General features: G+C 47.7%; 19 protein-coding genes and 1 riboswitch. Of the genes, 1 reads left to right on the plus strand and 18 read right to left on the minus strand.

Going from position 1 to position 20324, the window contains the following annotated elements; translation table 11 throughout:
- Positions 1-89 precede the first annotated feature (89 nt).
- The 8 genes from rpoD to EKM92_RS00145 all read right to left on the minus strand — a co-directional run bounded on the left by rpoD (position 90) and on the right by EKM92_RS00145 (position 12689).
- A complete protein-coding gene (gene rpoD / locus EKM92_RS00110; protein ID WP_125706759.1) occupies positions 90-1202 on the minus strand; it encodes an RNA polymerase sigma factor RpoD in 1113 nt (370 codons plus the stop codon).
- Between the two features lie 28 nt (positions 1203-1230).
- Positions 1231-3072 carry a DNA primase gene (gene dnaG / locus EKM92_RS00115; protein ID WP_125707471.1) on the minus strand — a complete coding sequence of 614 codons (1842 nt, stop codon included), beginning with the start codon at positions 3070-3072 and terminating at the stop codon, positions 1231-1233.
- Positions 3073-3468: 396 nt separating this feature from the next.
- On the minus strand, positions 3469-5538 hold the full coding sequence (gene glyS, locus EKM92_RS00120) for a glycine--tRNA ligase subunit beta (protein ID WP_191988940.1): 2070 nt from the start codon (positions 5536-5538) through the stop codon (positions 3469-3471).
- Positions 5535-6434, minus strand: a complete 900-nt coding sequence (gene glyQ, locus EKM92_RS00125; protein WP_125706761.1) for a glycine--tRNA ligase subunit alpha — start codon at positions 6432-6434, stop codon at positions 5535-5537. The genes glyS and glyQ overlap by 4 nt, the downstream gene beginning before the upstream one ends.
- 319 nt (positions 6435-6753) lie before the next feature.
- Entirely contained in the window at positions 6754-7356 is a 603-nt protein-coding gene (locus EKM92_RS00130; protein ID WP_125706762.1) for an ECF transporter S component, read from the minus strand.
- Between the two features lie 95 nt (positions 7357-7451).
- A riboswitch (FMN riboswitch) is annotated at positions 7452-7574 on the minus strand.
- A gap of 85 nt (positions 7575-7659) precedes the next feature.
- Complete coding sequence (locus tag EKM92_RS00135) at positions 7660-8223, minus strand: LOG family protein (RefSeq protein WP_125706763.1); 564 nt, start codon at positions 8221-8223, stop codon at positions 7660-7662.
- On the minus strand, positions 8220-9029 hold the full coding sequence (locus tag EKM92_RS00140; protein WP_164509842.1) for an HAD-IIB family hydrolase: 810 nt from the start codon (positions 9027-9029) through the stop codon (positions 8220-8222). Before EKM92_RS00140 ends, EKM92_RS00135 begins: the two co-directional genes overlap by 4 nt.
- An 81-nt stretch (positions 9030-9110) precedes the next feature.
- Positions 9111-12689: an MMPL family transporter gene (locus tag EKM92_RS00145; protein WP_164509843.1), complete on the minus strand. Its 3579-nt coding sequence runs from the start codon at positions 12687-12689 to the stop codon at positions 9111-9113.
- A 230-nt stretch (positions 12690-12919) separates the two neighbouring features.
- Between EKM92_RS00145 and EKM92_RS00150 the strand changes: the two genes are divergently transcribed.
- Complete coding sequence (locus EKM92_RS00150; protein ID WP_125706766.1) at positions 12920-13510, plus strand: TetR/AcrR family transcriptional regulator; 591 nt, start codon at positions 12920-12922, stop codon at positions 13508-13510.
- On the opposite strand, the gene EKM92_RS00155 is transcribed toward EKM92_RS00150, so the two are convergent.
- The 10 genes from EKM92_RS00155 to rpsU all read right to left on the minus strand — a co-directional run bounded on the left by EKM92_RS00155 (position 13459) and on the right by rpsU (position 20260).
- Complete coding sequence (locus EKM92_RS00155; protein WP_125706767.1) at positions 13459-13998, minus strand: TetR/AcrR family transcriptional regulator; 540 nt, start codon at positions 13996-13998, stop codon at positions 13459-13461. The two genes, EKM92_RS00150 and EKM92_RS00155, sit on opposite strands and share 52 nt — an antisense overlap.
- A 164-nt stretch (positions 13999-14162) precedes the next feature.
- Positions 14163-14966, minus strand: coding sequence for a DNA repair protein RecO (gene recO, locus EKM92_RS00160; RefSeq protein ID WP_125706768.1), 804 nt, complete (start codon positions 14964-14966; stop codon positions 14163-14165).
- Positions 14963-15865: a GTPase Era gene (gene era, locus EKM92_RS00165; RefSeq protein ID WP_125706769.1), complete on the minus strand. Its 903-nt coding sequence runs from the start codon at positions 15863-15865 to the stop codon at positions 14963-14965. The genes recO and era overlap by 4 nt, the downstream gene beginning before the upstream one ends.
- Positions 15862-16251 carry a cytidine deaminase gene (locus EKM92_RS00170; protein ID WP_125706770.1) on the minus strand — a complete coding sequence of 130 codons (390 nt, stop codon included), beginning with the start codon at positions 16249-16251 and terminating at the stop codon, positions 15862-15864. The genes era and EKM92_RS00170 overlap by 4 nt, the downstream gene beginning before the upstream one ends.
- A gap of 1 nt (position 16252) precedes the next feature.
- Complete coding sequence (locus tag EKM92_RS00175) at positions 16253-16654, minus strand: diacylglycerol kinase family protein (protein ID WP_125706771.1); 402 nt, start codon at positions 16652-16654, stop codon at positions 16253-16255.
- Positions 16632-17090 (minus strand): rRNA maturation RNase YbeY, encoded by a 459-nt coding sequence (gene ybeY, locus EKM92_RS00180; RefSeq protein WP_125706772.1) that lies wholly within the window; start codon positions 17088-17090, stop codon positions 16632-16634. Before ybeY ends, EKM92_RS00175 begins: the two co-directional genes overlap by 23 nt.
- A gap of 6 nt (positions 17091-17096) precedes the next feature.
- Entirely contained in the window at positions 17097-18077 is a 981-nt protein-coding gene (locus EKM92_RS00185; RefSeq protein ID WP_125706773.1) for a PhoH family protein, read from the minus strand.
- Positions 18078-18149: 72 nt separating this feature from the next.
- The gene (locus tag EKM92_RS00190) at positions 18150-19547 is read right to left on the minus strand and encodes a glycoside hydrolase family 3 N-terminal domain-containing protein (RefSeq protein ID WP_164509844.1); all 1398 of its coding nucleotides are present in this window, start codon (positions 19545-19547) and stop codon (positions 18150-18152) included.
- A 66-nt stretch (positions 19548-19613) separates the two neighbouring features.
- A complete protein-coding gene (locus EKM92_RS00195; protein WP_125706775.1) occupies positions 19614-20057 on the minus strand; it encodes a GatB/YqeY domain-containing protein in 444 nt (147 codons plus the stop codon).
- 20 nt (positions 20058-20077) lie between these two features.
- A complete protein-coding gene (gene rpsU / locus EKM92_RS00200) occupies positions 20078-20260 on the minus strand; it encodes a 30S ribosomal protein S21 (protein WP_054714142.1) in 183 nt (60 codons plus the stop codon).
- Positions 20261-20324: the final 64 nt, after the last annotated feature.

The following is a 20324-nucleotide window of genomic DNA, read 5'->3' on the forward strand; positions in this document are numbered from 1 at the left end:
TACCAAACCTGAGTGGTGCTTTGGGGTCGAATTTAGCTACTAAGCCACCAAAAAAGGCCAGGCACGCGGCCTGACCTAAAACTTGAATGCTATTCAAGGAAATCTTTGAGTTGCTTGGAACGACTTGGGTGACGAAGCTTCCGCAAGGCTTTGGCTTCGATTTGACGGATCCGTTCACGGGTGACGCCAAAGACTTTACCGACTTCTTCAAGAGTGCGAGTGCGGCCATCGTCTAACCCGAAGCGCAAACGTAAAACGTTTTCTTCACGGTCAGTTAAAGTATCAAGCACAGATTCGAGTTGTTCTTTAAGCAATTCGTAGCTGGCATGGTCTTCAGGACTCGTCGCATCAGCATCTTCGATAAAGTCGCCTAAGTGAGAATCATCCTCTTCACCAATTGGGGTTTCAAGAGAAACTGGTTCTTGAGCGATTTTCAAGATCTCACGGACTTTATCCGTTGGCATATCCATTTCGGCACCAATTTCTTCAGGCGTAGGTTCGCGGCCTAAGTCTTGAAGGAGTTGACGTTGGATGCGGATCAATTTGTTGATAGTTTCGACCATGTGCACAGGGATCCGAATCGTGCGGGCTTGGTCAGCGATGGCGCGCGTGATGGCCTGACGGATCCACCAAGTGGCGTAAGTGGAGAATTTGAAGCCTTTACGGTAATCAAATTTCTCAACAGCTTTCATCAACCCCATGTTCCCTTCTTGGATCAGATCCAAGAACTGCATGCCACGGCCAACGTAACGCTTGGCAATGGAAACCACCAAACGCAAGTTAGCTTCAGCTAAACGTTGCTTGGCTTCTGGGTCGCCGGCTTCGATCTTCAACGCCAAAGCGACTTCTTCATCAGCAGTCAACAAGTTGACACGGCCGATTTCTTTGAGGTACATCCGCACAGGGTCGTTGATCTTGACGCCACTTGGTGCAGAAAGATCTTTCATTTCCTTTTTGGTGACGGCTTTGGTGCTTTTGATCGATTGGGCCGTAGGATCACCATTTTTGTCGACAACAGAAATGCCGTTGTCTTCAAGTTTTTGCATCAGATCATCAACGGCTTCGCTGCGCAGTGCAAAAGGCTTAACTACCTTGTGAGCCAAATCATCATCGGTGATTTGTTTGGCCTTTTTGTAGTCTTTGATGATCTGCTTAACGGCAGCATCATATTTTGGATCGGTTTTCGTGGTTTTTTCAGCCATTAAAGTTCCTCCTTGAAAATGCCATTGCCTACTCAGCAACACTTCCGGTCTTATAAGCACGCAACAGTTGAATATATTGCATGCCTAATTGGGTCGCCCCCGCTTTATCCCCTAATACCTGCGCTTGATGAAGCGCTGCTTTGACTTGTTGAAGCTGCGCATAGGCATCTTCTTTGCCAGCCAAGGCGATCAACTCTTCGATGACGTCATCATCAGGTTCAGGATAGGTTTGTTCACTTAAATTAGTTGCCAACGCCACCAAGTCTTGCGGCACATGGTCCAAATACCCAGCAAATTGCGGCGGATCAGTCGCTGCCGCGTATTGCACCCACGCATCAAACAAACTTTGATATTGGGCATGCCCAAATTGAAAGTGACTTTGATGCAGCCGTGCTGCCACTGCCGGTTCGATCCAAGCATAAGCGAGTAATTGCCGCTCAGCTTGTTCGAATTTGTCAAAATGTTGCACCGGCGCTGGCATGACTGGCATGCCGAAGCCTTGGCCGTCGTCTGGCATTGGCGGTGGCGCCTCATCAGGCCAAGGCGCGTATTCAGACGCGCTGCTAGCAGGCTGAACTGTCGGTTGTGGCAGCGAGACTTTCAAATCGTTGACGGCAACGCCAGTGGTTTGAGAAATCTGTTGCAAGTACACCGCTTGTTCAGCACCAGCTGGCACTTGGGCAACAGTTTTCAATGCGGCATCCAAGTATTGCAACTTGTCTGCGTCATTGGTCATGTCCAACCCAAGCGCTCCATGGTGCAAGGCAAAGGCAGTCGGCGTTAACACGGTTTGGACTTGTTGTTTAAAAGCGTCAGCGCCACGAGCTTTGATATATTCATCAGGGTCCATGCCATCTGGCAACACCACCACATTGGTTTGCAGACGTTTGTGATTTTGCACTAATGTCAAAGCTCGAGCTGTGGCGTTTTGTCCAGGTTCATCGCCATCGTAACAAATCGTCAACTGCCTTGTCTGCTTAGCGATGATGTTGACTTGCTCTTGGGTGAGGCTCGTGCCCATGGACGCGATCCCCACAGGTACCCCAGCTTGATACGCCGCGATCACATCCATAAACCCTTCAAACAAGACGGCGGAACCGAATTGCTTGAATTCGTTTTTGGCGGTGTCGAGGTTGAACAACACGTCGCGCTTGTTGAACAGCTTGGTTTCAGGACTGTTCAAATACTTCGCTTGATGCGATTCTTTGTCCAGTACCCGGCCAGAAAAGCCGATCACATCCCCAAATGCGTCTTTCAATGGAAACATCACGCGATCGTTGAAGCGATCAAACAAAGTGGCATGTTCATCTTCAACAAATAACCCGCTGGCGCGTTGCGTCGCATAATCGACTTGTTGCTGTTCCAAAAACGTGCGTATCAACGTGCGGTCTTTAGGTGCGTAGCCAATGTCGAAGTGATCGATGGTTGCGCGCGTCAAGCCACGATCCGTCAAGTACGCTAGCGCTTTTTCACCGGCAGTCGTGTTCACCAAAATGTGGTGGCACATGTCGGTGACTTTTTTCAACAAATCCTTTTGTGCTGCAACTTCAGGATCAACGGGTGCGCGATTGCTTTGCACCGTGACACCGAGGTCGATATGCGCGAATTCAGCGACTTTGACCACTGCTTCTGGGAAGCTCAGGTTGTCATATTGTTGCACAAACGAGAAGACGTTGCCGCCGCGACCACAAGAAAAGCATTTGAAGATCTGCTTGGACTCGTTCACCGAAAAACTCGGTGTGTTTTCATCATGGAAAGGACAAATGCCAAAAAGATTCTGACCGGCGTTGTGCAATTGCACATATTGCCCCACATAATCGGCGATGTTAACGCTATTGCGCACTTCATCGATTTTGGTTTCGGGGATCATCCCTGCCATGTCCTCACCTCCTCGTAGCGGTAAAAAGTCGCACTTCATGGTGAAATGCGACTTTCGAGATCGTGTCAGCGCAAAATACTGCAACCTATAGTATAGCCGCTGAGGCCTGGTTTTGCAAGTACTAATTTATCGTAAGCAAATGTTTTTTGCATCCCAGTAAAAAGCGTTCCGGCGGGCTGAATATGGCGACCGAAGTAGAGCAATGACGCTCGTCGGAGCTAACTCGCAAAGACCGCGAGTGGATCTCCTTCTCGCTGAGCTCTATGCGGTAAACCGCTAAGAGCTCCACGACTGATATTCAGCCCGCCTCCACACTTTTTACTTCCGTCAACGACCTAAACATCCAATATGTCACAAACGATTCGATTAGCCGACATCGATGTTTAATTACTTCACAATGACTTGCGCCACCGCACCGAATTGATGGATCAAGTTAGCAAGGTTCGTCAATTCACGTAAGCGGTTGGTACGAACGTTGTCATCGTCTGCCATGATCATGGTTTCCGTGAAGTATTCAGTGATCACCGGTTCAAGGCTTGCTAACGCTTGATAGTTCGCTTCGCTTGGTTTGTCATCAAACTTGATCGCTACTGCCACGGCAGCATCATGCAAGGCTTTTTCGGATGGGTTTTCGAATAACTTCGCGTCAACGGCCCCTTCTTCTGGTGTTTTGTCAGCGATACGAGTCACACGGCCTAAGGCTTCCATGACAGGCTTGAAGTTATCGTCGTCTTGATGTGCTGATAAAACGTTGGCAGCATCGATCATCGCTTCCACATCGACAGTTGGAGCAGCAGATACGGCGTCGACTAAGTCATGGCGAACTTTTTGTCCAGCTAAGAATTGGTTGACACGATCACGCATGAAGTCTGCTAAAGCAGCGGCGTTCGCGTTGTAATCTAAGCCTGCAAGTTGATCATTGTCAGCCAGCGCTTTGACCGCAGCGGCTTGCACCGCGTTGACATCAAAGGAGAAGTGATGTGCCGCGATCATGCGAACGATCCCATAAGCTTGACGACGCAATGCATAAGGGTCATTGGAGCCACTTGGGATCAGGTCAACGGCAAAGAAGCTCATCAATGATTCCAATTTGTCTGCTAACGCAAGGACGGTGCCGACTAAGCTTGCAGGCAAGGCGCCATCGGCAGAAATTGGCATGTAATGTTCGCGGATCGCTTGGGCGACGGCTTTATCTTCACCAGCAAGGTTCGCGTAAACTTCACCCATGGTTCCTTGCAGTTCAGCGAATTCGCCGACCATGGCGCTGACTAAGTCAAACTTGTAGATTTCAGCCGCACGTAAAACATGGGCTTTATCGTCAGCGTTCAACCCGAATTGATCAGCTAACAAACCAGCAATCGTCTTGGTACGACGCATTTTGTCAGCCATGCTCCCGATTTTATCATGGAAGCTGACTGTTTCCAGACGCTTGGTGAAGTCAGCGATGGTCTTCTTTTGATCTTCTGCATAAAAGAACGCGGCATCTTCAAGGCGAGCGGTCAACACTTTGACGTTACCAGCGATAACATTTTCCATGTAATCGGAGTTACCATTGCGAACGCCGATAAACGCGTTGACCATTTTACCTTGCGCATCGCGGGCATAGAAGTAGCGTTGGTTATCTTTCATGGAAGTGATGAGAACAGCTTCTGGGATCGCCAAGTATTTTTCATCAAAACGCCCAGCAAAAGCAGTCGGCCATTCGACTAAGTTGTTGACTTCTTCTAATAAGTCAGCGTCTAAATCAATGGTCCAAGCATTGTCTTCAGCGATCTTCGCGATTTGATCTGCGATCAGTTGCTTGCGCGCAGCCGGTTCAACGATCACAAATTGCGCTTTCAACGCGTCAACGTAGTCAGTAGCAGTCTTCAATTCAACCGCGTGACCTAAGAAACGGTGACCTTCAGTGGTGCGACCAGCTTCAACGTCTAATAACGACATTGGGACCACTTGATCGTCGAGTAAAGACGTTAACCAGTGAATCGGGCGAATATATTCAAAATCGTTGTTGCCCCACTTCATCCGAGTTGGGAAGGTCAACGACTTGATGACTTTGATCAACCCACCGAGAATTTCAGCAGCAGGCTTGCCAGCAACGGCTTTGTGCAAGTACACATAGTCAACGCCTTTGAGTTCGCGAAATTCGATATCGTCAACCGTCATCCCTTGACCGCGAGTGAAGCCGATCGCGGCTTTCGTCCAGTTGCCATCAGCGTCTTGCGCGATTTTCTTGGCTGGGCCTTTAAGATCTTCTTCAACGTCAGCTTGCTTGTCAGCTAAGCCTTCGATGAGCAATGCCAAGCGCCGAGGCGTGGCATATTGTTTGATCTCGCCAAAGTCCAAGTTATTGTCTTTGAGATACTTGGCAGTTTTTTGAGCGAATTGTTTGAGGCTTGGGGTAACCACATGCGCTGGCATGTCTTCCAAACCGATTTCAATTAAGTAGTTTGCCATTATTTTGCGGCCTCCTCTGCATGCTTCAACAATGGGAAGCCCAACTTTTTGCGTTCTTCAACGAAGGCACGCGCAACTTTGTGGGCCATTTTACGAATGCGGTTCATATAGCCGGCACGTTCAGTCACAGAAACCACCCCGCGGGCATCTAACAAGTTGAAAGTATGTGAGCACTTCAAAATGTAGTCATAAGCGGGATGCACCAAACCGAGATCCATTAAGCGCCATGCTTCTTTTTCATAGGCGTCGAAGAATTGCAACAACATGTCTTGGTTGGATTCTTCAAAGGAATACTTAGAGTGTTCGTATTCAGGTTCTTTGAAAATGTCGCCATATAGCACGCCATCGCCCCATTCAAGATCAAACACATTGTTCACGTCTTGAATATAGGAAGCTAAACGTTCAACCCCGTATGTGATTTCAGAAGTAACAGGCGAAACTTCAAGGCCGCCGACCACTTGGAAGTAAGTGAATTGGGTGACTTCCATGCCATCTAACCAAACTTCCCAACCAACACCGGCGCAACCCATGGATGGGTTTTCCCAGTTATCTTCAACGAAGCGAATATCATGTTCCAATGGTTCGATCCCTAAGGCGCGCAAGGAATCCAAATAGTAGTTTTGGACTTCTTTAGGACTTGGCTTGATCACCACTTGGAATTGATGATGTTGATACAAACGGTTCGGGTTTTCACCGTAGCGACCATCAGCTGGACGACGTGATGGTTCCACGTAAGCTGCAGCCCATGGTTCTGGGCCGATCGCACGTAAAAACGTGTAAGGGCTCATGGTACCGGCACCTTTTTCTGTATCGTAAGATTGCATCAACATGCAACCTTTGTCGCCCCAGAACTTTTGCAAGGTCTGGATCATTTGTTGGACAGACATTTTCTTGGTCATGTCAGATCTCCTTTGATCAGCCAGTTCGAATTGATGAGTTACTGGCTGACATGCGTTAGTTATTTTTTATCGGTGCCAATCAAAAAAGCGCCACTATGCCAAATAATTGACATAGGGACGCTTCACGCGCGGTTCCACCCTACTTCACGGCTTTGACGCCGTGCACTTGATTGATCGGTTCGAAATGCCCCTCACAGTTAAAAGCATGAGGCTTTCACTATCCCTCACTCGCTTGGCTCGCAGCTGTGATTCTTTTTCTCAACACCGAATATATGTGTTTAGTATACCAGCTTTCACAAGGTTTTCAATGCTTATGCGGTCACTTTACTTGAGAATGTTGCAAACGACTGGCTTGAATCGCATGTTGCTTGTCAAGCCAAGGCATCAAGGCTTTCGCTAAGGCGAAAAACACGACCGAAACGGTGGTGCCTTTGATCAGGTTGAATGGGACGACGACGACCGCGCAATACTTCAGCAGCGACATTCCCAAGTGAAAACCCATCACGGCCATGTACACTGGCATCAACACTAACCAGTTCAACACGATCATCACCACAGTCAACGTCAAGGTCCCACCAACAAGACCTGCGATTTGCCGCCATAAACTGTTTTTAGAATGCATCAACGCCACTGGTGGCCACATAAACAAGACACTGGCGACAAACGCGGTGCCATCGCCGATGAAGTTCACAAACCCGCCGCCAGTCATCACAAAATGCAACAACGACCGCACAAACGCTACCATGATCCCACCTGCTGGACCATATAATAATCCGCCAATCAATACTGTGAGATCTGATAAATCGAGTTTCAAAAAATCAAATCCCGGCAAAATTGGAAATGCTAAAAACATTTGTAACACAAATCCCACTGCCGCCAGCAATGCGATCCCCACTAAACGGTGCACCTTAGAACCAGACATAGATCATTCCTCCATGTTGGTCGCTTCAGAAGAGCCAAAAAGGCCTGTTTCCCCAAAAGGCAAACAGACCTCACTTGAATGTTGATTCAAATAAGCTCTATCTTCTTTACTCTAGACTATACTATCGGTCAAGGACTCACACCTTGTCAGCCGCATGCACATGCGGGTCGCGGACTATCACCGCCGGTCGGGAATTGCACCCTGCCCTGAAGACGAACCAAATATTTAATTACGAGTCAAATTGTAACCGCTTCATCATGTTCTGTCAATTCACGATTAGTTGGCGATTTCTTTGAATAACCTCTAGTATTTGCGAATCGTCGGTGGCGTATAAGTTTTGAAAAATGCACCGATTTCATCTAAATCATCAGAAAACAATAACTTACTGCGATGCTCTGCAGTTAAGAAATCATTGGCCACCATTTTATCAAACATTTCCGCTAACGGGTCCCAATAGCCAAACACATTGTAAAAGGCACAAGGCGCATCATTATCGCCGACCCGCGCCCATGAGAAAGCTTCAGAGATTTCTTCAAGAGTGCCAGGGCCGCCAGGTAACGCAATGCAACCACTCGCCATTCGCAACATTTCGGCTTTGCGAGTGGCCATATTCGGCACGACGACAAGGTCTTCAAGCTCTTCTAGTGCAGCCCCGCGCTTATATAAGTTATCTGGCATAATGCCAGTAACTTGACCATCTTGCATTAACACGGTTTTAGCGAGAATGCCCATTAACCCAACACCGCCGCCACCATAAACGAGACTGTGACCATTGGCGACTAACCATTTGCCTAAATCACGCGCTGCGGTAATGTATTTAGGATCATTACCAGTGTTGGCGCCACAATAAACAGCAATGCGACTCATAATTGACCTCCATTGGCTAAGATCTCGTTGATCTTCGCTTGCACGGCATAATCAGAATTACTCCCGATGCGTTCAGTGGCAACGCGATCGAGTTCTGTTTGACCAGCTTGCATCACGAAGCTGTGGCCGGCGATCGCTAGCATTTCTGTATCATTTAAGTTATCGCCGAATGTGACCATTTCTTCAGGGGTGACGTCGATCAGTTTGCCAAGTTCCGTCAACGCATTGCCTTTATCAACGCCAGAAGCCATCATATCCAAGAAATAATCCCCGCCGATGGTGACATGGAATTCTTCTTTGAACGGTGTTGCATAATCAGGTTCAAAAATGTCATAAGTTTCGCCACCTGGGAAGTAAACGGTGTACTTCGCAACTTGCGCATCCACTTGGGTCAAATCGTCAACCACTTCAAGCTTGGCAAAAAATTGGTCGAAATAATCGCGATATTTTTCTGCGGATTTGGCAATATAGGCGGTATCCAGCGCGCATAAAATCGGTTCCCCAAGTTTTTTGCTGTAAGTATAGTTGATCAAACGGACGTATTCAGCTTTCGGGATGAATTGCGAGTAAACCATTTCCCCATCACGCACGACGACGGCACCATTTTCTGCAACTAAGCTGACGACATCCGCCACTGGCGCAAACATCGGCTTTAAGGTGTACAGTGAGCGACCAGAAGCCGCGACAAAATGCATCCCCGCATCATGTACCGCGCGGATCGTGTCATAGAATTTCGGCGGCAAGTGGCCGGCTTCATCTAATAAGGTATGGTCAAGGTCAGAGGCGATCAATTTAATTTCAGTCAAGGCGGACATCCTTTCTCGTACGCTTTCAAGTATACGCAAATTCTCTCGACAAAAAAAGCCGGCATTCGCCGACTTTTGTCCTTATTCCTTGGTTTCGTGTTCCTTTTGTTCATGCCATTCGTTTAATGAAACTAATCCGCTCATTGCGATCGGCAACAAAATAACTAAAATGATCAACCCGAAGATCACACCTAACGCCACTTGAATCAAGGTGGTGACGCCACTTGGGATCAACGCGGCAAACGTCCCACCTAAGATCACGGCAGCAGATAAGACAACCGCACCAATAGTGGTCGAAGCTTTCAACATTCGTTGACGTAAATCAGGCTCTTGTTTGTCGTCTTTAAAGCGGATCATCAAGAAGATACTGTAATCCACCCCTAACGCCATCAACATAATGAAGGTGAAGAATGGTGTGTTCCAACTCAACAAGTTATCGCCTAGCACATGGATGGAGAATAAGCGGGTGATCCCCATTGAAGCAAAGAACGCAGTGACCAATGTTCCTAAAATGGTCAAAGGTTGAAGGATCGATTGGGTGACCACGATCAACGCAATGGCGATCCCGATCAACATGATCGTCGCGGTACGTTGGAAGTCGCCGTTGGCTAAGCTTCTCAAATCGTTGTCTTGAGCCGTTTGCCCAGCGATCGCTAAGGTGCTACCTTTCAATGCAGAATGTTTGAGTTTGGCTTGCAAATCACGTTTCATATTGGTGAATTGCGTGTTAGCTTTCGTGGAGTTGGGATCGCCTTTGAAGACGACAGTGAAGTAAGTGATGTGCTTACCATCTGCCATGTAAGTATCCAAACTTGGCTTGAAGGCCTTTGAATGGATCGATGATTTAGGCAAGTAGAAATCTTTACCCATGTAGGAATTTTGCAATTCTAACAAGTAACTCCGCATGGTCTTAGACCCACTGGCGATCGTCGACAGCCCTTTGTCAGCGTCTGTTAACCCTGTGCCTAACGCTGACAATTGTTTGGTCATGCCAGAAAGTTTCGTGTTAAGTTCTTGAACGCCAGCGTTAACTTGGTCTTCGCCAGAAGTTAAAGTTGCCGAGCTATCATCGGCCTTTTTGGTGCCAGCTGCCAATTGACTAGTCCCGTTAGCAACTTGACTCGCACCACTACTCAAAGTGTCAGAACCAAGCGCTAATGCGTTTAAGCCACTGGCAAGCTGACGCGTTGAAGCAGAAACTTGACTCGCGCCACTAGCGACTTGACTGGAGCCGCCTGCTAATGTGGTTGAACCACTCGCCACTTGATTAGCGGCACTAGCAACTTGATTGCTACCACTGGCAAGGTTTTTGCTGCCACTGGCGACTTGACTAGCACCATCGGAAACCTGACTGGCACCATCAGAAACTTGCTTGGAGCCAGCAGCCAGCTTGGCAGCACTGCTCGTTAAAGTCGAGACATTGCTGGATAATTCAGGAATCGCCGTGGTGAAACCAGAAACACCGGTGTTAACTTTGGTGGCAACGCCAGCTAAAGTGCTGATGCCACTGGTCAACGTGGTTAATTGCTTGGTGACACTTGGCATCACAGCATTTAAGGTCCCTTGATTTTGGGCGTTCGTGATCACTTTCAGCAAGTTTTGCGCTTCAGTTTGAATGGTCGCCATTTGCGCATTCATCGCATTTAAGTTGGTGTCTAACGCTTGGGTCCCTTGAGATAATTGACTGAGTTGATCAGACATTTCAGGTAACTTGGTGGTAAATGCACTCGTCGCAGCGGACAATTGACTGTTACCAGATGCAACCGTTGCTGCCCCGCTGGCAACATCTTTGGCCCCACTGGCAGTTTTGCTTGCCCCAGTGGCTAACGTGTTGGCCCCACTGGCAACAGATTGCGCGCCACTAGCCGTTTGACTGGCACCACTAGCTAAGGCACTGGCACCGCTAGCAGCAGATCGTGCCCCACTAGCGACTTGACTGGACCCACTGGCTAAAGCACTGGCACCACTAGCTGCTGTTTTCACTGAACTTGATGCAGTACCGGCGCCACTGGCGACTTGTTGCGCACCAGAAGCCAGCTTTTGAGTGTTGGTGTCGATGGCTTTGACGCCATCAGTGTATTGCTTCAACCCTGCTTGCACTTGGCTTGAGCCACTGGCAAGTTTTTTCACTTGAGCGATTTGTTGTGAGGTGTCAGAGCTAGACAATTGTGAATTGGCGGCGCCTAGCCCACTTTGAATCTTCTTCAAACCGGCTTGGGATGCTTTTAAACCTTTGGTGATGGTTTGGAGTTGATCACCTAAATACATTTGCGACAACTTGCTACCACCAGGTTCGGTGACAGAAGCAACCGTTTTAATGCCTGGTTCTTTTTGCAAATATTGCGTCAGATCATCGATTGCCGCGAGCTTGGCTTGCGTGTCGAGTTTCTTGTCTGACTTGATGTAAATCGTGGCTGGTGCCGACATCCCTTTGGAGAAGTGATCTTGAATCACTAGGTAACCAGCTTTTGATTGATAACTAGAAGGCACTTCATCAGCATTGTTGAAGTTTAATTCAGAATCATACCCTAAAGCAAAAGGTACCCCGACCGCTAACACCACAGCGATGGCAACCACTGGCTGGGCGATCGCAGCGCGAGACAAGCCGTGCCACAACTTGGAAGACCCTTCGCCACCTGCCACTTTACTTGGCCAAAACATTTTTTCGCCAAGAACGTTCATGAAGAACATGTTCAGTGTCAACAACACTGGTAGTAACACGACGACCCCAATGGCCACCGCAGAAGCACTTTGATAAAATGGGAACTTCGCTAACCACAAACTGGAGAACCCGATCAACACAGATAACCCAGAGTACAATACCGTGCGGCCACCATGACGGCGAGTTTCACGAGTAGCGTCTAGAACTGGCACCCCGGCAGCAAGCTGGCCTTTAAAGTAATCATATAATAGGATATTGTAATCTGTCCCGATCCCAAACAACACGATCACCAAGAACACTTGAGTGAAGTTAGATAATGGGAAGTTGAAGTGTTGCACCAAGTTCATCACGATCGACAAACTGGTGATAAACGCCACCCCGACGTTTAATAAGGAAATGACCGGTACGATCGGTGAACGGAAGACCAACACCAACACGATGAAAATGAAGATCACCGCGATCACTTCAGTTTTTTGGATCCCTTTTTCAGTGACAGTGGAGAAATCATCGTTTAACGCATCGACCCCGGTGATATAAGTATCGATGCCGTTGAGCTTCAGCTGACTGCGCAACTTCTTGACTTGACTGGCGATTTGACCATTGTTTTTAACCGTGATCTGCGCCAGCTGCGTGGTACCGTCTTTCGCCTGGAGCTGCTTTTTAGTTTCAGCGTTGTCGCTTGGGCCTAAGACTTTGGTGACGGTTAAGCCGGACTCATTTTGGAGTTCGGATAACTTGGTGTCGATTTGTTTGGATTGATGCGTCGACAGTTTGTTGTCACCGTTAGAGAACACCGCCGTATACGTGCGGACCGCTTTGTTCCCGTTGGCCTTTTTTTCAATGCGCGATGCCACTTGGCTTGGTGCATTGTCTGGCAGCGTGACTGCCCCTTTTTCACGCACCAGCGCCGAAACGTTAGGCAGCGCGATAATGGCGATGGCCACGATCACGATCCAAGCAATCAGCGCCGGGTAATGCTTTTGTGTGAATTCCTTCATGTTATCCCCTCGTATCAACAATTTCATGATTTATATCGTAAGGCTTGGCGATTGAATGGGCCTTGATCAACATCAAGAAAATTCATATCATCGTCAAAATTTAGACACTTGTAAAACCACAAAATTCATGATAGATTCGAGTCAAGGAATAGACAAGATACAATCTTTAGTCTGACGTCTAAAGTTGGACACAATGATTGATTTGTCTAAATGTAAGGGGATTAATTTTCATGAAATATGATCCACAGAAAAAGTTGAATCGCAACACTCAGCGCACGTTAAAGGCGTTTTCTGAAGCGATGTTTGGGTTACTGGGTGAAAAGAACTTTGAAAAGATCACAGTCAATGAGTTGTGTGCACGTTGTGACTACCCGCGCGCAACGTTTTACAACTACTTCGATGACAAATACGACCTGGTGTCTTATTGCTGGTATCAACTCGGCAAAGATGCGCATCTCGACGCGGCGCAAACCTTGCCGACGAATGAATCACTGCTGGCGGTGTTTGATGAAGTCTATCGCTTATTCACTGAGCACCACGATTTACTCAATCGCGTCGTCGAACATAATCCGATCGATGGCTTGTTGATCAACGACTTCATTCACCACTTCAATCAGGTGATGACGCAGTTGTTTGCCAATGGCTTATCCAATCATCAAACCAAAACACCGATCGAATTAATGGCGCAATATTACTCAAACACTGTGTTGTTGGTTTTAAAATGGGTGTTCTTGGCGCAACACAACGTTACCTTAGATACTGCACGCAGTTATTTGACCGAATTGTTGACCAAACCGTTTCTGTCAGACGCCAACAATTGAGCGTTTAACAACGCCACCACTTCTGCTTGAGACAATGTTTGACTTTGGGTGAGCCAAGTTTTGATCAAGCCGATCGCCCCATTCACCAAAAAACAATTCACCGCGGCTTCGTATGGCAGCGGCGCTTCAAATCCAGTCACCAACTGCGTATGTAGGCTCGGCGTGACTGGGTTTTTTGCGATGCGAGTAAAAGCGGCTTTATGTGCGGTTAAATACTGCATCAACCCGTTCAGCCAAGTGGTATACGCGCCATCAAGTTTCACCGGGGCCGCTTGCGTGAACTTGTCCAGCAGGTCTTGCAAACTGTCGGCGGTAATTTGATCGGCAAGGTCTTGCACTGTTTGATAATGCAAATAAAATGTCCCGCGACCCACATCAGCTAAATTAGTCAGTTCCTGGACCGAAATTTGGTCTTCAGGTTTTTGTTGGGCTAAGGCTAAGAACGCTTCAGTGAGCGCTTGGCGCGTTTTGCGAACACGACGATCCATAGCGGTTTTCTCCTTGTCATTAATGAACATCTGTCTATAATTTAACACAACGATAGTTTAATAGAAAGTGGCTAGCGCTTTAAAACTTTTGCTGGATTGTTTATTATTGAACGCTTGTCCGTTAATAAACGGTAATTTATCGCTGTTTGACCTTAAAAAAAGCCTCAGTCAGTTGACTGAGGCTTTTCATCGTCTGCCAGTGGTGGCAGCTTCGCATCCCACTGATGCATTTGATCCAGAAACTGCTTGGCTTTCGGCACTACGCCGACTGTATCTTGATAAATGCGATCAAGCACGCGTCGAAGGTCTTTTTTCGTGGCATCAGAGACTTGAATGCTATGCAATTGCTTGAGATCCACCACGGAGAACCACCGCAACAAGTACATCGCTTTAGGTGACACATGGAAGCGATAATTATCCAGATGCCAATGGTCGCGGCATAACACCCCACCATATTGCTCTGAATAATCTAGCGGCAAGTCGCTACGACCATCGATCACACATCCCCGCCATTCTGGTTGCACCCCGAATGCTTGCAGCAGCTGAACTTCAGTGATGTTGGTGACCACTGCAGGATCTAAACCATCATCGATCAACTGCAGCGACGTTTGGGCTTGTTGATACCATCGCGGTATCGCTTCGCCATCAGGAAAGGCTTCATCGATCAAGCTCAACAAATAAGTCGCATAAGCATTGAGTTCAATATCTTGGCTGATGTGTTGAAACTGAGTCGCATCTTTGACAGTGGTCATAAAACTTAAGCCGTTATCATTGATCGACCCGACGTAAGTGCCGACAGTAAATGGCAAAAAGCCCGCCGCCATCCGAAATCCTGGCTTGCGAGCACGATGGAGCATAAACATTTTTTTGCCAAAACGATCGGTCATCAGCTTCACTAACATATCAGATTCCCGATAGTTGTGACGGGCTAACACCAAACCGTTGAATTCAGCGACTTCTTTACTCACTTGAGATCCTTCATGTTATAACCTAAGGTGCGCAAGTATTGGTTGTTGTCGCGCCAATTCTTTTGGACGCGTACCCATAACTTCAAGTTGACCTTCTCCCCTAGCAGCAATTCGATTTCTCGGCGAGCTCGGGTCCCGATTTTTTTAAGCATCGAGCCACCTTTCCCGATCACGATGGCTTTTTGACCGTCGCGTTCAACAATGATGTACGCTTCGATGATCAACTTACCATTTTCGGTGCGGTCTTTCATGCGTTCAACCACTACCGCTGCTGAATGGGGAATTTCTTTTTCCGTGAGGTGTAAGATCTGTTCACGGATCAATTCACCAACCACAAAATATTCTGGGTGATCGGTCAATTGATCATCAGGATAATATTGCGGGCCTTCTGGCAACTTAGAGGTCAAGTCGGTGAGCAATTCATCGACATTGTTCCCTTCCGTTGCAGAAATTGGATAAACGCCAGCAAAATCATGGCCATGACGATAGTGATCGATGAATGGTAATAATTCATCTGGCGTGATCAAATCAATTTTGTTGACTACTAAGTACACTGGCTTAGTGACATTGGCCAGTTGACTCATGATGTATTGGTCACCAGCGCCTGGGCGTTCGTCAGCAGGTACCATGAACAACACGGCGTCGACTTGGTTTAACGTCGACAATGCCGCCGTATCCATGTAGTTGTCGAGTTCGTTTTTCGGTTTGTGGACCCCTGGGGTGTCGACAAACACGATTTGCGCGTCGTCAGTGGTGTAAATGCCGTTGATCTTGTTGCGGGTCGTTTGGGCTTTTGGCGACATGATCGCAATTTTTTCGCCGAGGACGCGGTTCATAAACGTCGACTTGCCGACGTTAGGGCGACCGATGATGGAAACAAAACCTGAATGATGAGTCAAATGAGTTCTCCTTTTAAAAATGCCCCGGGTAAAATCGCCGCAACAGTTGTCGTCACAGTGCTCCCGGATAAATTGGTGAGATAAACTGGTGCTGTTTGCGGCAGGAATTCTGAAATCACTTGCCGACATGCGCCACATGGTGAAATCGGGCCTTCCGTTTGACCGATCACGGCGATGGCGACCAGATCTTGATGTCCAGCAGACACGGCATTGAAAATGGCATTGCGCTCTGCACACATGCTTAAGCCATAACTGGCATTTTCAATGTTGCAACCGCCGAAGATCTCACCGGTGCTAGCCTTCACGGCAGCCCCTACCGCAAATTTGGAATATGGGGAATATGATTTCTCCCGCGCTTTGGTTGCCACTTGAATCAAATCATCCATGTCACTTACCTCCAAATAGATAAGGCCAAAATACCAGCACACCGATCAACGCTGCGCCAATGCCGATCACTAGCACAAACCCTGCCGCCATATTCAATAAGCGCCCGATCAAGGGATCTGAATCAAAGTCTGGTCCCACTTGTAGGCGCACCAATGCTTCAACCACTGAATTAGCCAGTTCTGCGGCGATCACTGAAATCATCGCCAACACTAGCCATAACCAATCACGGCGTGTCACTTGCAACCAAAACCCAGCAATGATCACCACCACACTGGCAAACAGGTCAAAGCGTAAATTACGTTCACGCTTTAGCGCTGAGCCGACGCCATGTAAGGCATGGCGAAGTGATTGACTAAAGTGTTTATTTTTATGCGCCGGACTACCGTTTGAGGCCATAAGCATCTAAGATTTTTTCTTGCAATGGGATCATCACTGCTTCATCTTCTGGTTTGATGTGATCATAACCGTTTAAGTGTAAGAAGCCGTGCACCACGGTGTAGCCGAGTTCGCGTTCAAAAGAATGCCCGTAGTCGACAGATTGCGCGCGGACTTTGTCAGGATCGATGAACAAGTCGCCGATATTTTCTGGCAAGCCTGGGACGTCAGGTAAATCATCTTCCCCATCTTCAATGGCAAAGCTGATCACATCAGTCACGCGATCAGTGTCGCGATATTCACGGTTGATGCGTTGAATTTCTTCATCAGACACGATCGTGATCGACATTTCTGTATCTTCAGGCTTTTTCAGTTGTTCACCGCAAAAGGCCACCAGCTTCTTCACCAAGTCTTGGTGTTCGGCATCTAAGCGGTTGTCATCATCGTAAAATTCTAAATCCATCAGGGTTTATTCTCCTTTAAGGGTTTCGGCATCAGTTTGGGCATAAGCATCGATGATCGCAGCCACCACTGGATGGCGCACGACATCTGCAGCAGAAAATTCAGTAAACGCGATGTGGTCAACGTTTTTCAGGAGGTGTTGGGCTTGTATCAAACCAGATTTCGCGTTATGCGGCAAATCGATTTGGGTGATATCTCCTTGGACGATCATCTTTGACCCAAAACCTAAGCGGGTGAGAAACATTTTCATTTGTGCTTGGGTGGTGTTTTGCGCTTCATCGAGAATCGCAAAGGCGTTATCTAACGTCCGCCCACGCATGTATGCCAACGGTGCAATTTCGATCACGCCACGGTCCATCAAACGATCGGTGTGTTCTTTGCCAAGTACCGCGTACAAGGCATCATAAACTGGCCGCAAGTAAGGATCGACTTTTTCTTTTAAGTCCCCTGGCAAAAAGCCTAATGACTCACCAGCTTCAACGGCTGGCCGGGTTAAAATGATGCGCTCGACTTCTCCAGCTTTCAAAGCAGCGACTGCCATGACCACTGCGAGATAAGTTTTCCCAGTGCCGGCAGGGCCGATCCCAAAGGTAATGTCATTGTGGCGGATCTTGTTAACATATTGCCGTTGACCAAAGTTTTTGACCCGGATCGGCGCGCCTTTGGCATCTTTGATCAAGGTTTCATTGTACATGTCAGCAAAATAATCCAAGGTCCCGCGTTTGGCCATGTTCAAACCGCTAGCAATATCTGCTGCTGAGAGTTTGATGCCTTGTTGCAAGAGCTTTTGGATCTGCGCCAACAGTTGATACGCTAAGCTGGCATTGTGACTATCGCCGCTTAATCGCAATTCATTGCCAAAAGGCGCGATGGTGACATCTAAGGCTGATTCGATCATTTTGAAGTGTTCATCATTGATCCCAGCCATCGTGATCGCTTCGTCTGGATCACTTAACAAAAAGGTCTTGTTACTGGTGTTTTCCGCCAAAAAGTTTGGCCTCCTCAAAAGATACAATTTCTCTATATTTTACCACAAGCCGCGTCATTTCGGGATAGCGTATCAGTTTACGCGTGCGGGTACCCAAAGCTTTGATTTAAATTGATGACCAGCAACTTTGAAGGTCAATGGTTGGACTTTGCTTGTGCGCTTCACTTCGATCGCCACCCGTCCAGATTTTGGCAACTTCACTTGATCAACGAGTTGATGATGGGCGTAAACTTTTAATTTGGTGTTGGCTTTGGCGCTTGGCATGGTCACAGCGACGTTGGCAGTGACTTTAGCCTGTTGCTGACGATACTGACTCAACGCGAGCTTAGGGGTGATATAATCGGCAGGTTTCAACAGCCCCAATTTGTTTTTCAATTGAAATAAGTGCAGATCTGCAGTGGTAATTTGTTTGGTCGTCAACTGATGATTTTGTAAAGCGGCTTTGATCGCCGGTACCGCCGTCGCATAATCTGTCGCCAACACCGCATCATCGCCTGCTTGCAAAGCTAACACATCGATCGATGGAATATTGTGCGCCGCTTTGAACTGCCCGATCGCACCCATCCCTAACCCGTCGGTAATGATGACGCCACGGTAACCGAGTTGTTTGCGTAAAACCCCAGTAATGACTTTGTGTGACAAGCTTGCCGGGTAAGTGTTGTCGATGGCTTCCATCACAATATGGGTGACCATGATGCCGTCAACACCAGCATCGATCCCTGCTTTAAAGGGCAAAAGATCTTTTTTCTCAAGTTCAGCATAAGGTGTGGTGATCTTGGCAAACCCAGTATGAGTATCACCAGCGGCACCATAGCCTGGAAAATGCTTCAACGTCGCGCCAACGCCTTGTTTTTGCATAACGGGAACAACTTTTTTAATATACTCAGCAGTTGATTGGTAGCCTTGACCAAAAGTCCGATCATAAATATAATTGCTAGAATCTTCGGCGACATCTGCAATCGGGGCAAAGTTCCAATTTACCCCAACATATTTCAACGTTTCCGCAGTGAGCTTGGCTTGAGCTAAGACGTTACTCATGCCACCTGCCGCAAAGGCGTCTTGTGGGGAAGACCAGTTGGTATTTTGATAGCTGGGACTGTCGGATAACCGTGAAACTGTTCCACCTTCTTGGTCCGTCGCAACTAACAATGGCACTTTAGCAGCGGCTTGATAGCTCGCGACGGTTTGCTTCAAGCTTTCTGCTGACCCGGCTTGAAAATCGCTTCCGAATAACACGAGTCCGCCAAGGTGATACTTGGCGACATCACTTTTCACTTGTTCTGGTGTTGCTGGTGCACGACTGATAAATAATTGACCGATTTGCTCATCAGTAGATAATTGTGAGATTTTTGCTTTTAAATCTGCTGTGGTAATGTGATCGCGACCAACTGCCGCGACTGGTTGTGCTGCCACTAAACTAAACCCTGTCGCCATTCCCAGTACAACGAGGCTGAATCCCCAATGTTTCATCGATTTCCCTACTTTTTCATAATTGTCGGTGGGCATCAAAAAAGCCGTCGCGAAGACGGCTTTTTCTTAGCTCAGTTTTGCTTTGACGATACGGTTGACTAAAGCGCCATCCGCTTGCCCCTTGACTTTAGGCATCAAGGTCTTCATCACCTTGCCAAAATCCGCCTTACCGGTTGCACCGGTTTCTTGGATCACAGAATCGACCAATGACTCAACCGCAGCTTCATCAAGTTGGGCTGGGAGATAACTCTCAACGATTTTGATTTCGCCTTCCAGTTGCGCCACGAGGTCGTCTCGACCAGCCGCCTTGAACTCGGCAAGGGAATCCTTGCGTTGTTTCAATTCGGTAGCTAAGACACTCTTCTCGTCGTCTTCCGTTAAGTCGTGGCCCAGTGAGATCTGCTTGTTTTGCACAGCAGCTTTCAACATCCGGACTACGCTCAAGGTTTCTTTGTCCTTGGCCTTCATCGCGGTTTTCATTTGAGCTTGGAGCTCGTTGATCAACGCCATTATTTCACCAAGTCCTTTGATTAAAACTTACGCTTCTTACGCTTACGAGCTGCTTCGGACTTAAGCTTACGCTTAACGCTTGGCTTCTCGTAGAATTCACGCTTACGGTATTCGGACAAGGTACCTGCCTTAGACACGGTGCGCTTGAAACGCCGAAGAGCATCATCGAGAGATTCGTTTTTCTTAACGACTGTCTTTGCCATATGATATCCCTCCCTCCGACACTGTGTAACTACTGACAGATTACCCCACCAACAGTTCTAAGCT

The sequence above is a fragment of the Lacticaseibacillus porcinae genome, assembly GCF_003946305.1.
GTDB classification, from domain to species: domain Bacteria; phylum Bacillota; class Bacilli; order Lactobacillales; family Lactobacillaceae; genus Lacticaseibacillus; species Lacticaseibacillus porcinae.

Coding starts and splice junctions, on each gene's coding strand:
- rpoD (WP_125706759.1), bottom strand. CDS start 1,202: ATGGCTGAAAAAACCACGAAAACCGATCCAAAATATGATGCTGCCGTT.
- dnaG (WP_125707471.1), bottom strand. CDS start 3,072: ATGATCCCCGAAACCAAAATCGATGAAGTGCGCAATAGCGTTAACATC.
- glyQ (WP_125706761.1), bottom strand. CDS start 6,434: ATGACCAAGAAAATGTCTGTCCAACAAATGATCCAGACCTTGCAAAAG.
- EKM92_RS00130 (WP_125706762.1), bottom strand. CDS start 7,356: ATGTCTGGTTCTAAGGTGCACCGTTTAGTGGGGATCGCATTGCTGGCG.
- EKM92_RS00135 (WP_125706763.1), bottom strand. CDS start 8,223: ATGAGTCGCATTGCTGTTTATTGTGGCGCCAACACTGGTAATGATCCT.
- EKM92_RS00145 (WP_164509843.1), bottom strand. CDS start 12,689: ATGAAGGAATTCACACAAAAGCATTACCCGGCGCTGATTGCTTGGATC.
- EKM92_RS00150 (WP_125706766.1), top strand. CDS start 12,920: ATGAAATATGATCCACAGAAAAAGTTGAATCGCAACACTCAGCGCACG.
- EKM92_RS00155 (WP_125706767.1), bottom strand. CDS start 13,998: ATGGATCGTCGTGTTCGCAAAACGCGCCAAGCGCTCACTGAAGCGTTC.
- EKM92_RS00170 (WP_125706770.1), bottom strand. CDS start 16,251: ATGGATGATTTGATTCAAGTGGCAACCAAAGCGCGGGAGAAATCATAT.
- EKM92_RS00175 (WP_125706771.1), bottom strand. CDS start 16,654: ATGCTTATGGCCTCAAACGGTAGTCCGGCGCATAAAAATAAACACTTT.
- ybeY (WP_125706772.1), bottom strand. CDS start 17,090: ATGGATTTAGAATTTTACGATGATGACAACCGCTTAGATGCCGAACAC.
- EKM92_RS00190 (WP_164509844.1), bottom strand. CDS start 19,547: ATGAAACATTGGGGATTCAGCCTCGTTGTACTGGGAATGGCGACAGGG.
- EKM92_RS00195 (WP_125706775.1), bottom strand. CDS start 20,057: ATGGCGTTGATCAACGAGCTCCAAGCTCAAATGAAAACCGCGATGAAG.
- rpsU (WP_054714142.1), bottom strand. CDS start 20,260: ATGGCAAAGACAGTCGTTAAGAAAAACGAATCTCTCGATGATGCTCTT.